The following is a 20,135-nucleotide window of genomic DNA, read 5'->3' as shown; positions in this document are numbered from 1 at the left end:
ATACTTTAAAAGATGCACTTGGAGCGGGTATTAGCTAAGCCGAAGATCAGCCTGAACTAAACCATGAAGGAGCACTTATGATGATCCAAGCACCGATTTGATGAACATAGATGTCTCATTGAAGCGAAGCATGAATTTATAGATGAAGGGATATGTATAATGAACAAAGCAATCGATCCGAAGCTGCAAAAGGAAGTGGACCGGCGCAGAACCTTTGCAATCATTTCCCACCCGGATGCGGGTAAAACTACCTTAACCGAAAAGCTGCTGTTATTCGGCGGCGCGATCCGGCTGGCGGGTACCGTCAAAGCCCGTAAAGCAAACAAACATGCCACCAGTGACTGGATGGAAATTGAGAAGCAGCGCGGAATTTCCGTTACCTCCTCTGTGATGCAGTTCGACTATCTGGATCACCGTGTCAATATCCTCGATACTCCCGGTCACCAGGACTTCAGTGAGGACACCTACCGCACCCTGACGGCTGCCGACAGTGCTGTTATGCTGATTGACGTTGCCAAAGGGGTGGAAACACAGACCATCAAGCTGTTCCAGGTCTGTGCGAAACGCGGCATTCCGATCTTCACCTTCATCAACAAGCTGGACCGTGAAGGCCGCAGCCCGTTTGACCTGATGGAAGAGCTGGAGCAGGTGCTCGGCATCCGCTCGGTGCCGATGAACTGGCCAATCGGCGGCGGCCGCGAGCTGTGCGGCGTCTATGACCGGATGAAGAGCCAGGTAGAGCTGTTCCAGGGCGACGATCACTCTGTTATCAAGGTGCAGAAGGTCGACGGCTACCGCGATCCGATTATCCGCGAGATGGCTGGGGAATATTTGCATGACCAGCTGTGCCAGGACCTGGAGCTGCTGGATGTAGCGGGTGATCCGTTTGACTATGAGAAGGTGCTGCGCGGAGAGATCACGCCGGTGTTCTTCGGCAGTGCGATCAATAATTTCGGCGTGCAGACGTTCCTGAACAATTTCCTGGAGCTGGCACCGAAGCCGGAGCCGCGCCGCAGTACAGCGGGTTCTATCGAGCCAACCAATGAGAAATTCTCTGGTTATGTATTCAAAATCCAGGCCAACATGAACCCGGCCCACCGTGACCGGATCGCGTTCTTGCGGATTGTGTCCGGCAAGTTCGAGCGCGGGATGAGCGTCAAGCACGTCCGTGCTGGCAAAGACATCAAGCTGGCCCAGCCGCAGCAATTTCTGGCCCAGGACCGCGATATTGTCGAGGAAGCTTACCCGGGAGATATTATCGGGCTGTTCGATCCGGGCATCTTCCGGATTGGAGATACGCTGAGTCAAATCGGTGACATTCAGTTCGATGAGCTGCCGACGTTCTCGCCAGAGATTTTTGCCAAGGTGAGCATCAAAAACGCGCTGAAATCGAAGCAGTTCCAGAAGGGCGTGGACCAGCTGACCGAAGAAGGGATGATCCAGGTCTTCCGCACGGTCAACTTCGACGATATTCTGTTGGGTGTAGTAGGACAGCTGCAATTCGAGGTGTTCGAATACCGCATGAAGGGCGAATATGGCGTGGATGTGCTGCTGCAGCGGATGACGTACCAGTTCGCACGCTGGATCGTTGACGAAACACCGCCGGATGCAAGCAAATTCCGCATTAACTCCACGCTGGTTACCGACAAAAAAGGCAACTATGTTGTGCTGTTCGAGAATGAATACGCCATGCGGACAGCTATGGAGAAGAATCCTACGGCGAAATTCCTGGAAACCGCTCCTTGAGAACGGTACTCGGGCAGTGACATACAAGTAGGAGCATAAAGAAGCAGCTGACTCGGCTGCAGTAATCAAAACCTCCGTCCCACAAGTGCTGCTGCACTGGGGCGGAGGTTTTTTGGAAATATAAGAATTTATATGCTTCGCGCTATAAATTATCCTTCTATTTCTCGCAGAAACGGATGCCGCCTCTTGCAGAGGACGGCGAAGCCGTTTCTTCTTAACAAAATCGGATTTATAGACTGGCTAGGACTTCACCGAAACGGGGGATATCGTCTTCAGGTGATCGTGCAGCATCGTAATCAGCTTGTCCTGCTTGGCGGAATCAACGTCCTTCCACAGCATTTCGAACACGACACCCAGCCCGGGAAGCGCGGCTTCCGGACCGTCCACCGAGCCTTCAATCATATGCCGCAGATCGGCTTCGGATTGCCCATGAATCTTATGGACTACAGCCTGGCGCAAATCGATGGTAACCGGCATCTTACACCTCCTTCAGTTGTTTGGCAGTGGCATGGCCGTAGGAGCAGATCCAACCTTTCCTGGCACCACTTCGTTATAATGTGCCCTGTGCAGGGGCTGGCAATTCAAATCAGGCGTGAGCTTATGCTATACTGTTTGGAGATAAGAAATGGTTGCGGGAGGTACGGGATTATGGCTAAAAAACAATATGCCGTCATTGGAATGGGGCGTTTCGGGTCCAGTGTGGCCAAGGCGCTCAGCGGCATGGGGTTCGATGTGCTGGCGATTGATACAGATGAGCAGCGGACCCAGGAGATCTCGACTATTGTCACCCATGCGGTGTCGGCAGATTCTACGGATGAAGAGGCGCTGCGCGCGCTGGGCATCCGTAATTTCGACGTGGTGGTGGTGGCGATCGGCGAGGATATTCAAGCCAGCATTCTGACCACGCTGATTCTGAAGGATCTGGGCGTGCCGGCGATTCTAGTCAAAGCCAAAAGCGAGCTGCACGGCAAAGTATTAAGCAAAATCGGCGCCGACAAAGTGATCTATCCTGAACGCGATATGGGCATGCGGGTGGCACATCATCTAGCTTCGCCCAATATCCTCGATTATATTGAGCTGTCGCCGGATTACAGTATTCTGGATATGAAGGTATCCGGTTCAATGCTGGGCAAAAATCTGCAGGAGCTGGACATCCGCGCCAAATATGGCTGTAACGTGATGGCGATCCGCCAAGGGGAAGAGATGAATATCTCTCCACGTGCCGAGGATCGACTGGTAGACGGGGACGTACTGGTTATCGTCGGCCGCAAGGACAACCTTACGAGGTTGGAGCTGGCTTATACGTAGGTCTGGCAGAGCAGAGGGACCTTAACAAGGAAGCTTCACAACAAGAACAGAGGGGTACGTGTACGTTATGGAAATTATGTCACTGCAAAATACGCGGGTAAAGGAATGGGCCGGGCTGCAGGAGAAAAAACACCGCGACAGGTCCGGGAAATATATCGTCGAGGGTGTCCATTTGGTCCAGGAGGCGCTCCAGGCGGAAGCTGATGTCGAGTGCCTGGCCTATGACCTCGACAAGGGTATGCCTGCAGAGCTGAAAGGGCTGCTGCAGGCGGTGCAGGGCATGGAGGTGATTGGCGTGTCAGCGGCCATCATCGCCAAATGCAGCACTACCAACACCCCGCAGCCCGTGTTCGCGATTGTGCGCAAGGAGCTGCGCGGGGTGGAGGCTGTTCTGGCGAAGCCGGACAGCTTCGTGATCGTGCTGGACGGGGTCCAGGACCCCGGCAACGTGGGCACGATCATTCGCAGCGCCGATGCGGCAGGCGCGGACGGGGTCATCCTCGGCCAAGGCTGCGCGGACGTGTACAATCCGAAGACCATCCGCTCCACGATGGGCTCGCTGTTCCATCTCCCGGTAGTGGAGGGAGATCTGGGTGAGATCTTGCCGCAGGCGCGCGAGCGGGGCGCGCTGCTGGTCAGCACTTCGCTGCAGGGCGCAGAGTCCTGCTATGCGCATGATTTCCGCGGCAGCCAGTGGCTGCTGATCGGCAGCGAGGGCCAGGGGATCTCGCCGGCGACCGCGCAGCTGGTCGACAAGAGTATCCTGATCCCGATGGCCGGCCGCGCCGAGTCGCTGAACGCGGCGATGGCGGCGACGATCCTGCTGTTTGAGGGGATGCGGCAGCGGGGGATGTAACTAAACTGTGAGTGTCATGTTGTGAGTTGTAATTCATCTTGTCACCGTTTGTAACGTAGTTTGGCATAGGTTTGTAACGATTTTTGGCACAAGTATTTCAGTCCTGATGGTCAAGAAACCCTTGATTTATCAGGGCTTTTTTAAAAATGTGACTGGGCATTATCAAAGTTGCTCTGAATGACCAAAAATGATTTTGGGTACAAAAGCTCGTGGAACGTTTGTTGGCACAAATCGTAGTGTGGAGGCGGTTATGATTAACACAATTGGGACAAATATTAAACAACTACGAAAAATACATAATCTTAATCAAACGGATTTTGCTAATAAAATCGGTGTTTCTCAAGGCAGCCTTAGTGATCTGGAGTCATTTTATCACGCAATAACTCTACTTAAGCAGGTCAGATCTCTATAAAAATCTTGATAAATCTAAAATTTCGACAAATAGGTCCAATAATCTTGATTGCGATCTTCATCAGCACTGAAGAAAAAGAGTCCTCAAGTTTTATTATTAAGATGGGCTGAATTCTTATAATGTTTCCTTTGGTGAAAAATCGAAAAGACCTGATCACTGGGCTTCATTGATCAGGTCTTTTTTGATGTTTATAACTAATTAGATGTTCATAATTACACTACTGATGAGAATTATTAAATTATAGAAAGAACGCTAAATGCTGTGCCAATTTTCGAAAACGATTCTTAGTTCCCGAAGTCCTTTCCAAATAACCTTAACGCCCGGTTCGCCGTCACTCTTACGACCCAAGAAGCCGCCAAGCTTGGCGAGACAGGCAACCGCTTCATGAATCGTCGGACTCACATCCGGGACAACGGTTGTACGATTGGCAATGCGATGTAATACCTGCCATTCCTCTTGTTTGAAAAAGAGCGCACAAGACGCATCCGGCGTTTCCCGAGCGAGATAGGTAAGGGACAGAATTTCAATGGCAATGATCGAATACATCAGATGAGCTTCTTCAGACGCTCTGCTTCTCTTTCCTGCAGTTCTTCGATCTCACATCCACTATTGAGTACGTTAATGAAATAATGAGGAGATCAACAGGGCGTTAAGTTGTTGCAATGTGTTTACAATTGAGATGAACGGAATCCATGCGTTTTAGCGCGCCATGCAACCAATAGAGCAACAAGCAAGAGTAGCAGGAGTGCCCAAGGGAAGGAACGGGTTCCCCATTGATTCAGAAGGACTCCTCCGAATACCCCGCCTCCGGCAATAGCCAGATTCCACACCGTTGTATTGATTGGCATGACCAAATCCACACCTTGTTCCCCCGCTGCCTGAGCAAGTGCTGTCTGCAGCAAAGTTGCCGCACCACCAAATGTGAGCCCCCATAGCGCAACAGAAATGAAGACAATCGTGCCATGCTCACTCCAAATCCCTAAAACAAGTGAGAGTAAAGCAAATCCGGTAAGACTAATGAGAACTAGCGGTCGCAACCAACGATCAATTAAAACGCCAATGATCCAGATGCCCACGAGTGCCATAACTCCAAAAACAAGTAGAATCAGTCCAACATAGGATTCAAGCCCTTGATCCTTTAGGAAAGGAGCGATAAAGGTGTACAAAATATTATGAGCCAGCATCCAGGTGAATACGACAATCAGAATGGGAATAATTCCAGGTGTGCGTAAAACTTTGACCGCGGAGTTGCGTTTATCAGCCGCCTGACCCGGAAAATCAGGTACTTTCCAGAGTACCCAGAAAATGAGAACGAACGCCAGCAAGGACATCAACCAGAACGCTGAACGCCAGCCCATAAAGGAACCGATCAACGTACCGGCAGGAACTCCAAAGGATAAGGCAATAGGTGTTCCAATCATGGCCACTGCCATACCTCTACCTTTAAGATGATCAGGGACCATACGTAGTGCATAACTAGCAATTAATCCCCATGATACCCCAGCAGAAACCCCGGCAAAGAAACGAACGACAAGTGTTAATCCATAATTTGTTGAAAGAGCTGTAATGGTGTTGAAGATAAGAAAACCGATAATCGAAAGAAGCAAAAGTGGACGACGACGCCATCCCCCAGTAAGTACAGCAACGGGTATGGCAGCAACCAGCGAACCAACGGCGTACAAGGTGACAAGTTGCCCGGCCAAAGCTTCCGACACCTGTAGCCCTTCTTTGATTTGCGGCAATAATCCCGCAGGCAGGGTCTCAGTCATAATGGCAATAAATCCATTCATAGCAAGGGCTAACAATCCCAGCCACGGGAAACGATTAGTAGATAACTTAGACATCTGTGCAGCTCCTTTTCAACTAATATAAGATAGTTAATCGAATTGTGGATCGATCATTCCTTATGGTATTTGAATTCACACAGCTTGTCAATTACTTTTGGATCGATTAGTATATAATTAAGAAAAGTAAGGAGGAATCTCTTATGGCAAGAACTGGACGACCGCGTATTTTCGATCGGGATGAAGCACTACTGCAGGCGATGATGCTCTTTTGGGAGCAGGGATTCGAAGCGACCTCGTTACTGCAGCTTCGAGCGGCTATGGGTAATATTTCAGCAGCCAGCTTCTATGCGGCCTTCGATTCCAAAGAAGCTCTATTTAAAGAAGCAGTTGAACAATATATGGTTACTTTCGGACGAGTCACGGAATGTCTTACGGATCTCACGCTGAATCCACGCGAAGCCATTGAAACTGCATTACGACGTACCGCAAAAATGCAAACGGATTGTGACCATCCGAATGGGTGTTTGATTGTGCTGTCAGCTAGCACATGCTCTTCCAAAAACAATAATATTCGAGAAATTGTAGCTGGAAAAAGAAAGAAAACTCGCAGCAATCTGCATGATTGTATTCAGCGTGCCGTAGAAAATGGTGAAATGCCTTCGTCCATAGATGTCTCAATGTTGACCACTGTCTTTGATACATTTATGCATGGCATATCTACACAAGCTCGGGATGGAGTCCCTTTTGCAACGATCGATCAGGCCATTACGCAAATAATGAACATATGGGAGCTTGCCAAACATTCAGCCTAGTACCTTGACCGCATCAAATTTCAGGATAAAAATGTTTCAATTTCCCTCTGGCCATTGGGGTGGTGAAGTGCCACTCCACGGATTTTTGTGCCTGATTCCGGTCGATTTCCCATGCCGTGATTTCGCGTTGCAATTGTTCAATAGAGCCAATGCGCCGATCCAGATATTGGATCGTCATCGAGCTCAGTTCAATTTCGCCATGTTTAACCAGCTCTCATGCTTGGGAGTGTAGTGGATTTCTAGGCGTTTCGCTAAAGATAAGGCCTGTTCTGACGGAAAGGATTCATACAACGAAGAGATCGTGTGCGTGTTCAAGTTGTCCATCACGAGCCGAACACGTTTCGCGTCTGGATAGTGAGCGTCCAGTAATTTCTGAATTTGAAGTGCCCAATCGACTTTGGTTCGTCTTTCGCTGGCCTGTACGTGACGCCATTCGGTTAACGGTTACGTAAACAAAAACACACTACAGGTTCCCTTTCGCACGTATTCATAATCTTCGCGCTGCACTTTCCCAGGTTTAATCGTCCAGAAGCTGAAATGGCTGTTCGTCCATACAGATCAGCGGAATTTCAGGATCGTAAGGCAAGGCATAGGTCTCCAAAACGTCCTCGATTCGAGCAACAAATTCGGCGCTCGATTTTGGGGGGATGCATCATTGTTTCTTTAAGTGAGGCTTAAGTTTCGTTTTTTTAAAGTAGCTCGAATGGTCTCTCGTCCCACCGATTCCATGATATTTAGTTCGATGACTCGGTGCGTCAACAGACCAACGGTCCAGCGAGCATAGCCTTCAGGTGGCTCAGAACAGGCCAATAATATATTAATAAGCTTGGTAATACGTATTTTAAAAAGCGTAGTACCAAGCGAAAATCAAAATAGTAACACATAAATTACTATTGGATTTTTATGAACGATTTGTGCCATCTAACGTTACAGGGATTTCTGGTTTGTGCCAAGAGTACGTACAAACCGTGCCAAAATTACGTTACAGAATCGCCGAAAACAGCCCTTTTTAGTGACAAGATGAAATACAACTCACACATGTTGTGAGTAACAAGCTATAAATGAGCAAAAACGGATACAAAAAATTCCAAATCAAAGATCATGCTAATTTTAATCGTTTTTGAATCACTTGAAAAGGAATGTTCTTTCGGCCGCAGTCATAGATAAACTGGGCGATATCTTGTTTGACTTGCTTGCGAACGGTGCGTAGCCCATCGCCAAAGGAACAAGGCTGTTCAAGCCCCACGGTACAGAACAAATGTGTCCAGGCGAGTAGTGCCCATAGACGAATAAACGCAGTGGCCGAGCGAACTTGATACGTCTCGAATCCTAAATTACCTTTGGATTGTCTAAAGAAGATTTCAATCGGCCATCTTTTGCTGTAATACGTACAAATCGTCTCTGTCTCTAAAGACACATTCGTGCACAAAAAGGCGCGTAAAGCTTTCGGCTGACCAAAGGCTTGCTCAGGCCAACAGAGAAGTACGACTGCATTCGGGATGTCGTTTAAGGCTCCCTCATATCGGTACGTCCAGTACGAAGAACCATTCACGGTCACGAGGTGAACGTCTTTTTTGGACACATGCGCGGCAAAATGCTGAACCGAGATCCGGATGCCTTGCGGATAGAGAATACGATTGGTTTTTAAAGCGCCAATCAGGTGGTATCCTGCAGTCGCGTAGCTGTCAATGATCCGGGAGCAAGTAAACCAGGAATCGACAAGCGCATATCCCCCATATGGAGGCAAAGGCATCGTCGCAGCCATGTCACACACATGATCGATTTTAGTATAGACGGAGCCATCCGGATGAACTTTTTTTCTGTCGTATAGATCTATAGAATGAATCAATGCCGCTGCACCACATTGTACGATAGTGGCCTGAACCTGATGGCCCCAGACGGTTTTACCTTCGAGATGCGAATGATGATATCCAGTCTGTTCGATGGGAGACTTGGCCTGTGACGAAGGCTTGGTCTTCTTGCAAATCGAATCATCATGAATCACAAATAGAGGCTCCGCCGTTTGTGTGGACTCGCGGAGTACATGACGAATAGATTCTTGCTTCACTTTATGTTGAAGAATCCTTTCGTCCCAGTGCCCGTGAGTCAAAAAGTGCCCGAGAGCAGTGCGGTGACACGGGCTATAATCGGCTAGATCTACGACCTTACCCCGAAATCCTTTGGACGTTGCTGCTGCCATGTAAGATAGGATATGATTCATCACGGGTTTAGAGAAATATAAAGGCAACCGGTGCTGCAATAAATAGTTGCGAAGCATTTGATGATCAGGTACGATGGCGGTATGGGACATTGTGAGTTCTCCTTCGGCTAAAAAGTGTGTTGTGGTGACTACTTTTTAACACAAGGAGAGCACTTTGTCTCTATTCTTTTTGATTTTACAGTTTACTGGAAGCGAATTTGCTCATTTATAGTAACAAGTATAACTGAGACACTTTGATTGATAATTGAGACTTTTTTTCAGATATGTTTGAGACTAATTCAAGAACCAGTAGTAGCAAGAACCCTTGCTACTACTGTTTTTTTTGTTTAATTATTGATGTGAATCGTGATTTTATGTTTGGCCAGTGAAGTTTTTCTATAATATAGTTAAGTTAATTAATTTAAACAGGAGGCGTTGTGTCTTGAAGCTTTGATATAGCATGTGTATTGCAAGGCCGCTTCTTTGAAACTCTGGTTCATAGAAAGAACCTTTTCAACTTCAGCAATGTTGTGTAAGACTGGGCAATAGTTCCATAACCTCCCTTACTTGTATATTCTAGACTCCCTCTTTTACTTAATTCATGTTTACTTGTCAAGTAATTATTCCTCTATGAACCACAATAATCACCATCTACCGCTTCGATAATTTTGTAGCAGACCGTTGCCATTTCGGCAGCGGTCTGCTTTGCGCCGCCTCTAATCCAATTAGCAGCTACACTGTAGATAGCACCGCTCCAGAAGTAAGTAGCGTAGTTAGTAAGTAAGCTTGCTTCTGTTGTTGTATTTAACTGTGCGTTTTGCATTTCGTTAAGAATAGTATCAGCCATGTTAACTTTTAGGATAATGCGTAAGCAGTCCATATGTTGTTCTAAAGTTTGAAATAAGGCAAGCCAATAATCATATGAGTTTCTAATGGGATGATGCAGATTCATCGCAGTAACGATTTTATCTACAATCTCCTTCAGCGTACTCTGTAGAATATCTTCTTTGGATTTGTAATTTCGGTAGTATGCGGTGCGGGACACCCCGGCTCGTTTAACAATACCTGTAATTGATATATCTTCAAAAGCCTGATCCTTCATCAGCAGCACCAGAGCAGCTTCAATACTTGATCTAGTGATTCGATTCGATTCCTCATTAGACAACCTGAGTCCTTCTAAACGTTGAAATTCCGCAACCTCTTCCTCAGACATTACAATTCCCCCTTCTTTGTTTAGCCCGTTCTATCAAGCATTGACCCTGTCTGGCGTGGTGTTACAATTGTAATGGCAGTTCGAATGTATGTTATTTATAGAATATTGTCAATTAAATCTGGGAGGGAAATTCTTATGAAAGCACTTATTCTTGAAAAACCAGGGGAACTGGACAGCCTTACTGTGGTTACGAACAGGGAGATGCCAGAACCAAACGATAATGAGATTAGAGTGAAGGTCTATGCAGCAGGCTTGAACCCTTCGGATTACCAAGTGGCTGAATATGCAGGGCTGGAGTCTGAGAGAAAACGCGTTCTAGGATTAGAAATTGCCGGGACGGTAGATGCCGTTGGCAGCAGCGTGAATAATTTCAACATTGGAGACCGTGTGTACTATCTTCGCAGCATTAATAATCTGGATGGCGGGTTTGCAGAATACTCTGTGACTACAGCCCACACAGCGAGCAAGCTGCCGGATGAAGTCCCTTTCGAGTTGGCGGCGGTGGTTCCGGCAGCGGGATATACGGCCTATCAAGCGATAATGCAGAAACTGAATCCGCAGTCAGGCGGTATCATTTTGATACATGGCGGTGCAGGCGGTGTTGGGGGATATGCCATTCAATTAGCAAAAATATGTGGGTTGAAGGTGATTACCACCTGCTTAGGCAAAGACATCGACTATGTACGCTCTCTTGGGGCGGATGAGGCGATTGATTTTACTAAAAACAAAGTATATGAAGAAATCTCAGAGCTGACTAATGGCCGGGGTGTTGATTATGTTTTAAATACGATAAGTCCTGATAGCGCGACTAAAGATCTTGAGATTCTTGCCTTCGGCGGAGAAATGGTTGTAACGGCTGGATTCCCTGATTTTAGCCGGATTCGTTTTTATGACAAAGGGATGTCTTTACATGAGATAGCGCTTGGTGCTGCTCATACACAAGGTGACTTTAATGCACAGTCCAATCTGGCGAGAATCGGAGATCATTTTGGCAAATTGATTGCAGAAAGTAAGATTGTACCTCCACAAATCACAACGATAACCATGGAGGAAATCCCGGCGTATTTAAAAAAATTAAAAGAAGGCAAGGTTACCGGCAAAGTAGCTGCCAAAGTTATTAACGATTAATCCAGCTCAGGAGGAAATCATAATGGATCTAGCTAATAAGCACATATCGCTTGTTACTGGAGCAGGTACTGGATTAGGGCGTGCGACGGCTGTTGAATTTGCAAAAGAGGGCTCAATGGTCGTCCTCGTAGGTAGACGAAAGGAAAAATTGGAGGAAGTTTCGGCGTTAATATCTCAATCAAACGGCCAATCCTTTTTAATACCAGCAGATGTTACATGCTTAGAAGATGTGAATAAACTGCGCGATCAAGTGTTAACCCGTTTCGGAAGATTGGATTGGCTGATTAATAATGCTGGCGTTGCAGGGAAACAAATAACTATTGACGTTACAATTATATGATATATGTTTAGTCCATTTCCATTCAATTGACGCTCAAAATTAACGATGTTACAATTTCATTTAATTAAGTGAAAAATATCACATTATTAGGAGGATACGAACGTTATGAAATCAGCCATATACAGCATGACAATTAAAGGGTATATGCAGTCCCACTTGACTGATTATTATCTGGGAGAGGGAATGTCTACACCTCCCCAACCCAATATTACATCAGGTTGGGGTTATCCATAATACAAAATGCCCCATTTCTCATCGGAATGGGGCATTTTGTATTACTGTAATATATTTCGGCCTGCAGTTGTTATCAGACGAGAGTATGACCAGGAGGATCGCTACTTTGTGTTTTTCTATGGTTTGTTGTAACAATTCCAAACGTTTTGAACGTGCCTATTGCGCATTCCTCCTGAATTCGCTTGGCGTTACGGATACAGCTTGCTTAAAGATTTTACAGAAATACATGGATGAGTTGAAGCCGCAGGCCATCCCGATATCCAGGATAGACAGGTCGGTATTAACAAGCATATTACAAGCATGTTGTATTCTTATGTTGTTTATATAATGTACCAGGGTAAGCCCAGTAGCTTCTTTGAAGATATGGCACAAATAGTATTTGGAAATGAAGAACTGGTCGGAGATCTCTTCGATTTTACGGATTTTATCATAGTTTTGATTAATATAGGATAGAATCAGGTCAATATTACTGGGCGATGCAGGTGTCTCTACGGTTTTTGGCGGGCTTTTACTGTGATTCAGAATGTCCAAAATCTCTGCCAAGTAGATGAAAATACGGTTGCGGCTGTCCGCTACATCTTCTTTTTCCAATAACAGCAGCAGCTTTTTGATCCGGGGAAACATTTCCTTGTCAATTGAGATGATCGTTCTGTCGAAGTAACCCAGTAAAGATTGGATGGACCGCTCTGTAAAATACAGCCGCAGGAAACGCTCGGTGAAGTAGATGCAGGTTCTAGCACAGCCGTGATTCCGGTAGCTCTGGTGGAACAGGTTAGGCTTAAACAAGGCCGTGTCATGCATCGCAAGGGTCAGCATCGAATCATTTACCAACATATTGTGATGGCCCTCTTCAAGAATATACAGCTCATAGCAGTTGTGGTAATGGACATTGGGCATCCGGTGCCCGGCGTCATGCTTCATGTATTCAATGAAAAATAAAGGATGTGCGACAAACAAATCAGCGCTCATAAGCTTACCCTCCGTCTTATATAGCAATATAGTACAATAAACGGCGATAAAAGCAACATAATAAAAGATTGTTGTTATGGATTAAGGTATAGTTAACCAACAGATTGTAGGAAGCCTATCGGGCCGCCTATTAAGAGGAGGTTATTGTACTTGAGTAAAGTCCATGTAGCAGACAATCGTCTGGAGCTGTTCACAAGAAACAAGCCGGTACATATTTATGTGTCTGAAACGGAAAACAGTGCCGTACATCTGGCGGCCGCGAATCTGATTACGGATATCAGCCGGACCTGCGGCGGTAAGGCCGTACTTTCGAATGAGATTGATGAATGCGCCATCATTATCGCAACTCTGGAGCACAGCGCATCCGTTCCGGCCGTTCTGCAAGATAAAAAGCTTTCGCTGGATCAGCTGAAAAATGAAGCAGGGACCCTCCGCTGGGAAGCTTTTCTCCAGGAAGCTGTGGACGACGTGTTCTACATAGTTGGAACAGACCGCCGGGGGACGATCTTCGGCATTTATGATCTGTGCGAGGCAATGGGCGTGTCCCCTTGGCATTATTGGGCGGATGTTCCGGTTAAAACGGGAGATTCGTTTAGTGTGCCTGAGAATTTTATAAAAGTGGATTGGCCTTCTGTGCAGTACAGAGGTGTTTTTCTGAATGATGAAGAGGAACTGAATGACTGGGCCAGACTCCATACGCCGGATGGTAGCATTGGACCGGTTGCTTACCGCCATATCTTTGAGCTACTGCTCCGCCTGAAGGCGAATTACATCTGGCCGGCGATGCATGTCAATTATTTCAACGGTGATCAGGAGAACGGCGCTCTTGCCGAGCAGATGGGCATTGTGGTTGGAACATCCCACTGTGATATGCTGCTGCGCAGCAACCAGAATGAGTGGAGTCCATGGACAGAGGGCAAGGGGTATACGGATGCCGAATACGATTATTCCATTGAAGGGCGCAACCGGGAAATTCTCCAGGAATACTGGCGGGAAAGTATAGAGCAAAACCGGAATTACGAAGTATGCTTTACGATGGGGATGCGGGGCATTCATGATTCGGGATTCCATACCCGGGTTATTGACGCGGATTCGTCCATGAGTGAAGCAGACAAGAAGGAGGCAAAGGTCAGGCTTCTGGGCCAGGTCATCCGGGATCAGCGGCAGCTTCTTATAGACGTGTTGGGAGAGGAAAAAGGGAAGGCGGCCATGCAGACCTTTGTCCCTTATAAAGAGGTACTGTCGCTGTATGACCAGGGACTGGATCTGCCCGATGATATTACACTAATTTGGGCGAACGACAATTTCGGCCATATGAGGCGGTATCCTTCTGCGGCTGAAAGCAGCCGCAGCGGCGGGAACGGGCTGTACTTCCACAGCTCCTACTGGGCGGCGCCAGGCACGGGAATGAGCTATCTGTTCATTAATTCCATTCCGCTGGCGCAGACGGGAAATGAGCTGAAGAAATCCTACGAGTCAGGCATCCGGAAAGTATGGGTGCTGAATGTCGGCGGCCTGAAGCCGGTGGAGCAGGATATGGAGTATTTTCTCCGGTACGGCTGGGAAGCGGGCAGAGCAGGCGGGATAACCCAAGATCCGTCACGGTTTACGGAGCACTGGATCAATTCGAATTTCTCCGGTGAACATGGGGCCGAGGCTGCACAGCTGTATACGGCATTTGCCCAAGTGACCAATGTGCGAAAAATTGAGCATATGCAGCCCGGCGTCTTTTCACAGACTGCCTATGGTGATGAAGCAGGGCGCAGGCTGATGATCCTTGAGGATCTTTATCGTCGGGGCAATGCCATTCTGCAGAAGCTGCCGCAGGAGGAGCGTGCCGCATTATTCCAGCTGTTCTTGATGAAGATTCACGCTTCCTACTATACCAACCATGAATTTTATTATGCGGACCGGAGCGTGCTGTCGTATGAGCGCGGCAATATGCAGGCTGCCGACAGGTATACGGAGCTCTCGGTGAAGATGCTGGACAATAAACGGCGGATGCTGCATTTCTATGACAAGAAAATGAGTGACGGCAAATGGGAAGGCATCCTTACTCCGGAGAACTTTCCGCCACCGCCGACTGCGCTTTATCCTGTGAGAAAGCCGGCGCTGCAAATTACCGGGAGCGCCCTGCGGGCAGATCTCTGGAACGGGGAGGAGACCATGCGGTTCTCCGTCTATGGACAGCGGCAGAAGTGGATTGAGCTCGGGAACCAGGGTGCGGGGAGCATCCCTTATACCGTAGAGGTTCTGAAGGGAGCGGAATGGATTGTCCTGTCCGAAACGGAAGGGACGCTGCAGACTGAGGAGCGGATTCAAGTATCGGTAAAAGATCCTATGGCGTATGCTGGCGAGCGCGGGCTCATCGTTGTCCGTGATCACAGAAATGGTTCGGTTATCCACGTCAATGTTGAGATTGAACTGGCTGCGGTAGTTCCAGAGAATTTCACAGGATATATCGAAGCGGACGAGTATGTATCCATGCCTGCTGCCGGGTATCATCAACAAGGCTATATCAGTGCAGGTGAAGCACAGTACGGCTGGGTGAAGGTGCCGGGAATGGGTAGGTACGAGGGAGCTGCGCTGATGGCCTGGCATCCGGACGGACAGTCGCTTGACGGGGCGCTTCAGAATAACGCTTATGTAGGATACGACATCTTTGTGCAGGAAGGCGGAGAGTATGTTCTGGAAATACACCGTTTCCTGACGCTGAATTCTACGGGCAGAATCCGCTTTGCTGTCGTCATAGATGACGGAGAACCCATCCTTGTCGAATCGGAAACGAATGACGAATGGAAGGGAAGCTGGCAGCAGAGCATTATGGATAACGGGGAAAAGCTGCTGGTGAAGCTGCCGGTTCCATCAGGCGCACATACCCTGAAGCTGTATATGGTCGATAACTATGTGACGATCTCCAAGCTGGTGCTGTATACAGGCGCCAGAAAAGACTCTAATTTAGGACCGGCTTTCAGTACGCATCACCAGGTACCGCTTGCCGGATACGGAACCGAAAGTCCGGATGTGGATTGGAATGAAGTGGAGCGGCTGTGCAGTGAATTTTATAACACACGAGAGGATGAGGTACTGCCGCCGCCTGTTTTATATGCAACCAGAGAATTCTTCGAGCAACTGTTCGATCTGATATTCATGAAATGCCTAAGTTATCCACAACCCCTACTTGGGAATAAACGCTATGATAGCCTCTGGAAAAGCACGGATGAAAAAAATGTTGTCGAGGCCTTTGGAGCAGGCAGATTTGCTGAAAAAGAAGGCGTAGTAGCCATCGAAGCGGAATATGTCCTGGAGAACTCGGATAATGCGTATCTGACACCTGCAGCAGATGATCATGCGCTTGCCTGGAGTCATCTGCAGGCCGAAACCAACGGAAGAACAGGTTTTGCGATGCATGTTGCTGAGCCGGGAATGCTGTGGGAAGAGCCCGGCACTGCGCCTGGCATGCATTATAGAATAAGTATTTATACTCCCGGGGTTTATCATGTGTGGCTGCTGATCAGGCACCATAACGGCCAGTCCGATTCCTGTTATCTGGCTCTTGACGGCACAGCGAGACCTTTATCCGAGCAGTTCGGCGGAGGGGAACTGCACACCTACAATACCGCTCAAGCGTATTACTGGTGCCATATCTCCGATCTGGAGCTAACCCGAAGGGAGCATGTGCTGTCCATCCTGGCTAGAAAGTCACAGCTCCGGGTGGACCGGATCTATCTGAGTACAGGAGACGAGCTTCCACCGGCTGATGCACAGTGGCAGGATTCGATTAGACAATAAATATTTTAAGCCCTTTCGTTTCCCGACTAGGAAGACGGAAGGGTGTTTTTTGGGTTGATTTATAAATACTTCATAATGTAGGCCTTAACGATGCCTTTCATGGACCAATAAGTTTTCGAATGTACACTGGAGTAGATATTGCACAAGGATTATCTGATGCTCAAAAAAGGAATACTTTTAAGTCGTGTAAACTCTCAAATCCATGGAGGTAAGAGAAAGGTTGGGGAGAACACATGGGACTTTGGACAAAACAACTGCTGCGGGAGTTTATTAAGGAAAACAACTTAGTCAGCGCACAGGACGCACAAAATGCGTTAAAGAATCTGTTTGCCGAGACGATTCAGGAGATGCTGGAAGCCGAAATGGATACCCATTTGGGTTATGGAAAGCATGAAGTGAAGGCGAAACTCACCCCAAACAGTCGTAATGGAAAAAGCCGCAAAACGGTAGTCAGTGAGTACGGCGAGCAGGAAATCGTTATCCCTCGAGACCGTTTGGGCGAAGTTTGAGCCTTTGTCGTCAAGATGTCACCAATCGAATGTAACGGGCATCGAGGAGCAGATTGTGGCGCTGTACGCCAAAGGTGTCAGCACGCGGGATTCCCAAGATCATCTACAGCATATGTACGGTATTGAGGTCTCTTAATAGGCTAATGACCTACTGCGGGAAAAAAAGTGTTACAGCCGTTCCAACACCAGGCTTACTAATAATACGCAGCTGTGAATTGGAACCGTACTTAAGCCCAAGCCTACGGAAGGTGTTCGTAAGTCCAACATGCGCGGCGGGCTCTTCCTCAGCCGTCAACCTGGATTCGATATCGGCGAGACGCTCTGGTAGGATACCCGGACCATTGTCCAGTACAGTCACCTTCAAGCAAGAACTATCCGATCGGAAACGCACCTTGATTCGCAAGTCATCCACATCACCTTCTTCGAGACCATATTGTATACTATTCTCGATAATCGGCTGCAGACTAAGCTTCAACACTTTATATGCTTCAAATCCTTCTGTTGATTCCCAGATGACCTCAAGACGGGTAGGATGGCACATCCGCTGTATATTGATGTAATCACGGCAATATAGAAGTTCTTCCTCCAGTGTGACCAATTCCTCAGTCGTACGAACTGCATATTCTAGCATGTCTGCCAGTCTCTCAATCATCCCGCTTACAGCGTTAGGTGAACGTGTTAACTCTACGCTCTTCCAATAAATTGAATGGAGTGTATTGGACAAGAAATGAGGATTCATCTGTGATTGTAACGCACGTAGTTCGAGGACCTCCTCCCTGTATTTCTTTTCTGATAGTTGTATTTTTAAATATCGCTGCTGCAAAAAAGACTCTAGAATGTTATGGATAATGAGCTCATATAAGTCCCGTACCCGCTTACCGCTTCCGACAATTGGGTGTTTTAAATCAGCTGAGTTAAGCGCCGAAATAATACTGTTAACCTGACGATAATTTTTGCGTGTCATCCATACGGCGAGCAAAGTGCTGATCAGGACGCAGCAAATGGAGAGTAGGATGGTAACCAGTGTCAGCGTCCGAACGGGGCCATACATAGATGTATTTGGAACAGTCGTAATAAGGTACCATCCAAGACGAGGGATTGGTTTAATTGTGATATGCTGTCCCTTCTCAATATACGAATGAGGCCCGTCCTCCTCAAAGGCAACTGTTGTATTTCTTCGAGATACGGCTACTTGCGATAAGTAATCCATTGTTGCTGTATTCATGTATGTGGAGAAGTCCGAATGCATTATCGGATTTCCCTCCGCATCGGTGATGAGGATAGTCTGATCCTGAAATTTACGTAGCGTGTTAAAGGACTTCTTGAAATAGTCTGGGGTGAAATTGATAACAATACGTCCTTTGTTGGCAGCAAAAGGCTTTGAAACAGTGATGACAGAGTAAGAGGTATTCTTGATATCAAATTCCTTTATGTTCCGAACAGCAGTCTTCATCTCACCGTCATTTTTCTGATTTTCCGTCGTTTCAAGCCATGAACGATCAAAGAAAGTTTCCATATCGGTCAAACCTTCGCGGGTAGACAAGAACCGACGCATGGGATTGTCATAGTAAATGTAAATGGAATGGACGTAAGGTTTGGAATTAGCAGGAACATCAATTACATTTTTCAGGTAAAAAAAGGCTTCCCACTCATTGTAAGTTAAAGAAGACTTGGTTAGTAAACGCTTTAGCATCATCGTGATTTTTGGATCCTGGTCGAATGACAAGCTAAGAGAGTCCATCTCGCCAACAATGATTTGTAGAAAATCGCTATACTGATTGAGAGTCTGTTCATTATCGGATTCAATGCCTTCTGCGATATATCGCTCTGTAATAAAAATAGAAAGCGATCCCAGAATGAGTACAGGAATTAGACAAAAGAGCAGGAATTTCGAAAAATTGATTAGAAAAAAACGGCGACTCAGCGATGGTTGAATGAATTTCCTGGCTACACTACGCTCGTCGATATTGACTAGGGGTTTTCCCGAAGTGTTCTTTGAAAGTGCGAATGAAGTTTTTGACATTGGCGTACCCCACCATTTCACTGACTTCGAATGTTTTCCACTGATGCTCATGAAGCAGTTCGACTGCTTTTTCCATTTTGAAGGCGATTACATATTCTGAAAAATTCATACCCGTAGCTTTTTTGAAATAGGTACTGACATAACTCGGATTCATATGAACGGCAATGGCCGCATGCTCCAGCTTGACAGTCCGATAATGCAACGAAACATAATTAACGATCTTGCTTATAATCGGATCATCCATCTGCTTTAATAAAGCACTTGTGCTGTCCTGGTTAGCACAAACCTCGTTAGGGATATGCTCACGCTCGCGATTGAGAGAATCCCTTAGTTCGGAGAAAACGTCCATAATTTCTTGATATTTAGCCGGTTTGATCAAATATTGCCGAACACCATATGACATCGCCTCTCGGGCATACTCAAAATCGCGAAAGGCGCTGAGCAATACAATTTTTGTAGGTGAATTGCGTTTGTGAAGCTCCTTGGAAAGCTCTATTCCTGACATGCGAGGCATACGAATATCGCAAAGAACCACGTCAACGGGATTTGATAATATATATCGGAGTGCTTCTTGGCCGTTATCCGCTTGCTCCACAATTTCAAAAGATACTTGATCCCACGGAAATGAATTGCAAAGTGTTTTACGGGTGTCTGTATTATCATCGACAACTAATAATTTGTACACGTTATCGCCCCCCTTTCTTCTTCATTCTAATCTATTTTGCATTAATTGTTAACGGAGCAGGATAGGATTCAAAAGAAATGGGGATTTTCCAAAAGAAAGAACCCTTTTTATTGAAAGCGCT

General features: G+C 47.0%; 16 protein-coding genes and 2 pseudogenes. 9 read left to right on the top strand and 9 right to left on the bottom strand.

What is annotated here, in order from left to right; genetic code table 11:
- Positions 1 to 159 precede the first annotated feature (159 nt).
- Positions 160 to 1,746, top strand: coding sequence for a peptide chain release factor 3 (locus tag B9T62_RS26700; protein WP_087918057.1), 1,587 nt, complete (start codon positions 160 to 162; stop codon positions 1,744 to 1,746).
- Positions 1,747 to 1,986: 240 nt separating this feature from the next.
- On the opposite strand, the gene B9T62_RS26695 is transcribed toward B9T62_RS26700, so the two are convergent.
- Complete coding sequence (locus tag B9T62_RS26695) at positions 1,987 to 2,223, bottom strand: small acid-soluble spore protein SspI (protein ID WP_087918056.1); 237 nt, start codon at positions 2,221 to 2,223, stop codon at positions 1,987 to 1,989.
- Positions 2,224 to 2,394: 171 nt separating this feature from the next.
- On the opposite strand from B9T62_RS26695, the gene B9T62_RS26690 reads away from it, so the two are divergent.
- The 3 genes from B9T62_RS26690 to B9T62_RS41340 all read left to right on the top strand — a co-directional run bounded on the left by B9T62_RS26690 (position 2,395) and on the right by B9T62_RS41340 (position 4,322).
- Positions 2,395 to 3,054 (top strand): potassium channel family protein, encoded by a 660-nt coding sequence (locus B9T62_RS26690; protein ID WP_087918055.1) that lies wholly within the window; start codon positions 2,395 to 2,397, stop codon positions 3,052 to 3,054.
- A 67-nt stretch (positions 3,055 to 3,121) separates the two neighbouring features.
- Positions 3,122 to 3,910 carry a TrmH family RNA methyltransferase gene (locus B9T62_RS26685; protein ID WP_087918054.1) on the top strand — a complete coding sequence of 263 codons (789 nt, stop codon included), beginning with the start codon at positions 3,122 to 3,124 and terminating at the stop codon, positions 3,908 to 3,910.
- Between the two features lie 187 nt (positions 3,911 to 4,097).
- Positions 4,098 to 4,322: a helix-turn-helix transcriptional regulator gene (locus B9T62_RS41340; RefSeq protein ID WP_087918053.1), complete on the top strand. Its 225-nt coding sequence runs from the start codon at positions 4,098 to 4,100 to the stop codon at positions 4,320 to 4,322.
- Between the two features lie 252 nt (positions 4,323 to 4,574).
- On the opposite strand, the gene B9T62_RS26675 is transcribed toward B9T62_RS41340, so the two are convergent.
- Together B9T62_RS26675 and B9T62_RS26670 are read right to left on the bottom strand one after the other, a co-directional pair.
- Positions 4,575 to 4,868, bottom strand: a complete 294-nt coding sequence (locus B9T62_RS26675; protein ID WP_087918052.1) for an IS4 family transposase — start codon at positions 4,866 to 4,868, stop codon at positions 4,575 to 4,577.
- Positions 4,869 to 4,990: 122 nt separating this feature from the next.
- Positions 4,991 to 6,166, bottom strand: coding sequence for an MFS transporter (locus tag B9T62_RS26670; RefSeq protein WP_087918051.1), 1,176 nt, complete (start codon positions 6,164 to 6,166; stop codon positions 4,991 to 4,993).
- Positions 6,167 to 6,309: 143 nt separating this feature from the next.
- Here B9T62_RS26670 and B9T62_RS26665 point away from each other — a divergent pair, with 143 nt between their 5' ends.
- Positions 6,310 to 6,921: a TetR/AcrR family transcriptional regulator gene (locus B9T62_RS26665; RefSeq protein ID WP_087918050.1), complete on the top strand. Its 612-nt coding sequence runs from the start codon at positions 6,310 to 6,312 to the stop codon at positions 6,919 to 6,921.
- Between the two features lie 183 nt (positions 6,922 to 7,104).
- On the opposite strand, the pseudogene B9T62_RS41885 reads toward B9T62_RS26665, so the two are convergent.
- From B9T62_RS41885 to B9T62_RS26645, 3 genes and pseudogenes are all read right to left on the bottom strand, one after another.
- Positions 7,105 to 7,341, bottom strand: a pseudogene (locus B9T62_RS41885) (transposase); the annotation flags it as partial.
- A gap of 679 nt (positions 7,342 to 8,020) precedes the next feature.
- Positions 8,021 to 9,232 (bottom strand): IS701 family transposase, encoded by a 1,212-nt coding sequence (locus B9T62_RS26650; RefSeq protein ID WP_087913645.1) that lies wholly within the window; start codon positions 9,230 to 9,232, stop codon positions 8,021 to 8,023.
- A gap of 517 nt (positions 9,233 to 9,749) precedes the next feature.
- Entirely contained in the window at positions 9,750 to 10,334 is a 585-nt protein-coding gene (locus tag B9T62_RS26645) for a TetR/AcrR family transcriptional regulator (protein WP_087918049.1), read from the bottom strand.
- A gap of 135 nt (positions 10,335 to 10,469) precedes the next feature.
- On the opposite strand from B9T62_RS26645, the gene B9T62_RS26640 reads away from it, so the two are divergent.
- On the top strand, positions 10,470 to 11,462 hold the full coding sequence (locus B9T62_RS26640; RefSeq protein WP_087918048.1) for a zinc-binding dehydrogenase: 993 nt from the start codon (positions 10,470 to 10,472) through the stop codon (positions 11,460 to 11,462).
- A gap of 22 nt (positions 11,463 to 11,484) precedes the next feature.
- A complete protein-coding gene (locus B9T62_RS26635; protein WP_087918047.1) occupies positions 11,485 to 11,802 on the top strand; it encodes an SDR family NAD(P)-dependent oxidoreductase in 318 nt (105 codons plus the stop codon).
- Positions 11,803 to 12,192: 390 nt separating this feature from the next.
- Here B9T62_RS26635 and B9T62_RS26630 read toward each other — a convergent pair whose 3' ends face one another.
- A complete protein-coding gene (locus B9T62_RS26630) occupies positions 12,193 to 13,005 on the bottom strand; it encodes a helix-turn-helix transcriptional regulator (RefSeq protein WP_087918046.1) in 813 nt (270 codons plus the stop codon).
- A gap of 150 nt (positions 13,006 to 13,155) precedes the next feature.
- On the opposite strand from B9T62_RS26630, the gene B9T62_RS26625 reads away from it, so the two are divergent.
- Both B9T62_RS26625 and B9T62_RS26620 read left to right on the top strand, forming a co-directional pair.
- Positions 13,156 to 16,797, top strand: coding sequence for a glycosyl hydrolase 115 family protein (locus B9T62_RS26625; RefSeq protein ID WP_087918045.1), 3,642 nt, complete (start codon positions 13,156 to 13,158; stop codon positions 16,795 to 16,797).
- 233 nt (positions 16,798 to 17,030) lie between these two features.
- A pseudogene (locus B9T62_RS26620) lies at positions 17,031 to 17,439 on the top strand (transposase); the annotation flags it as partial.
- A 15-nt stretch (positions 17,440 to 17,454) separates the two neighbouring features.
- On the opposite strand, the gene B9T62_RS26615 reads toward B9T62_RS26620, so the two are convergent.
- Both B9T62_RS26615 and B9T62_RS26610 read right to left on the bottom strand, forming a co-directional pair.
- A complete protein-coding gene (locus tag B9T62_RS26615; RefSeq protein ID WP_087918043.1) occupies positions 17,455 to 19,329 on the bottom strand; it encodes a cache domain-containing sensor histidine kinase in 1,875 nt (624 codons plus the stop codon).
- A complete protein-coding gene (locus B9T62_RS26610; RefSeq protein WP_087918042.1) occupies positions 19,259 to 20,014 on the bottom strand; it encodes a response regulator transcription factor in 756 nt (251 codons plus the stop codon). The genes B9T62_RS26615 and B9T62_RS26610 overlap by 71 nt, the downstream gene beginning before the upstream one ends.
- Between the last annotated feature and the right edge of the window lie 121 nt (positions 20,015 to 20,135).

It is taken from the genome of Paenibacillus donghaensis, from assembly GCF_002192415.1.
GTDB lineage: Bacteria > Bacillota > Bacilli > Paenibacillales > Paenibacillaceae > Paenibacillus_AQ > Paenibacillus_AQ donghaensis.
Note: the sequence above shows the minus strand (reverse complement) of the source record. Positions and strands in the feature narration are given on the sequence as shown.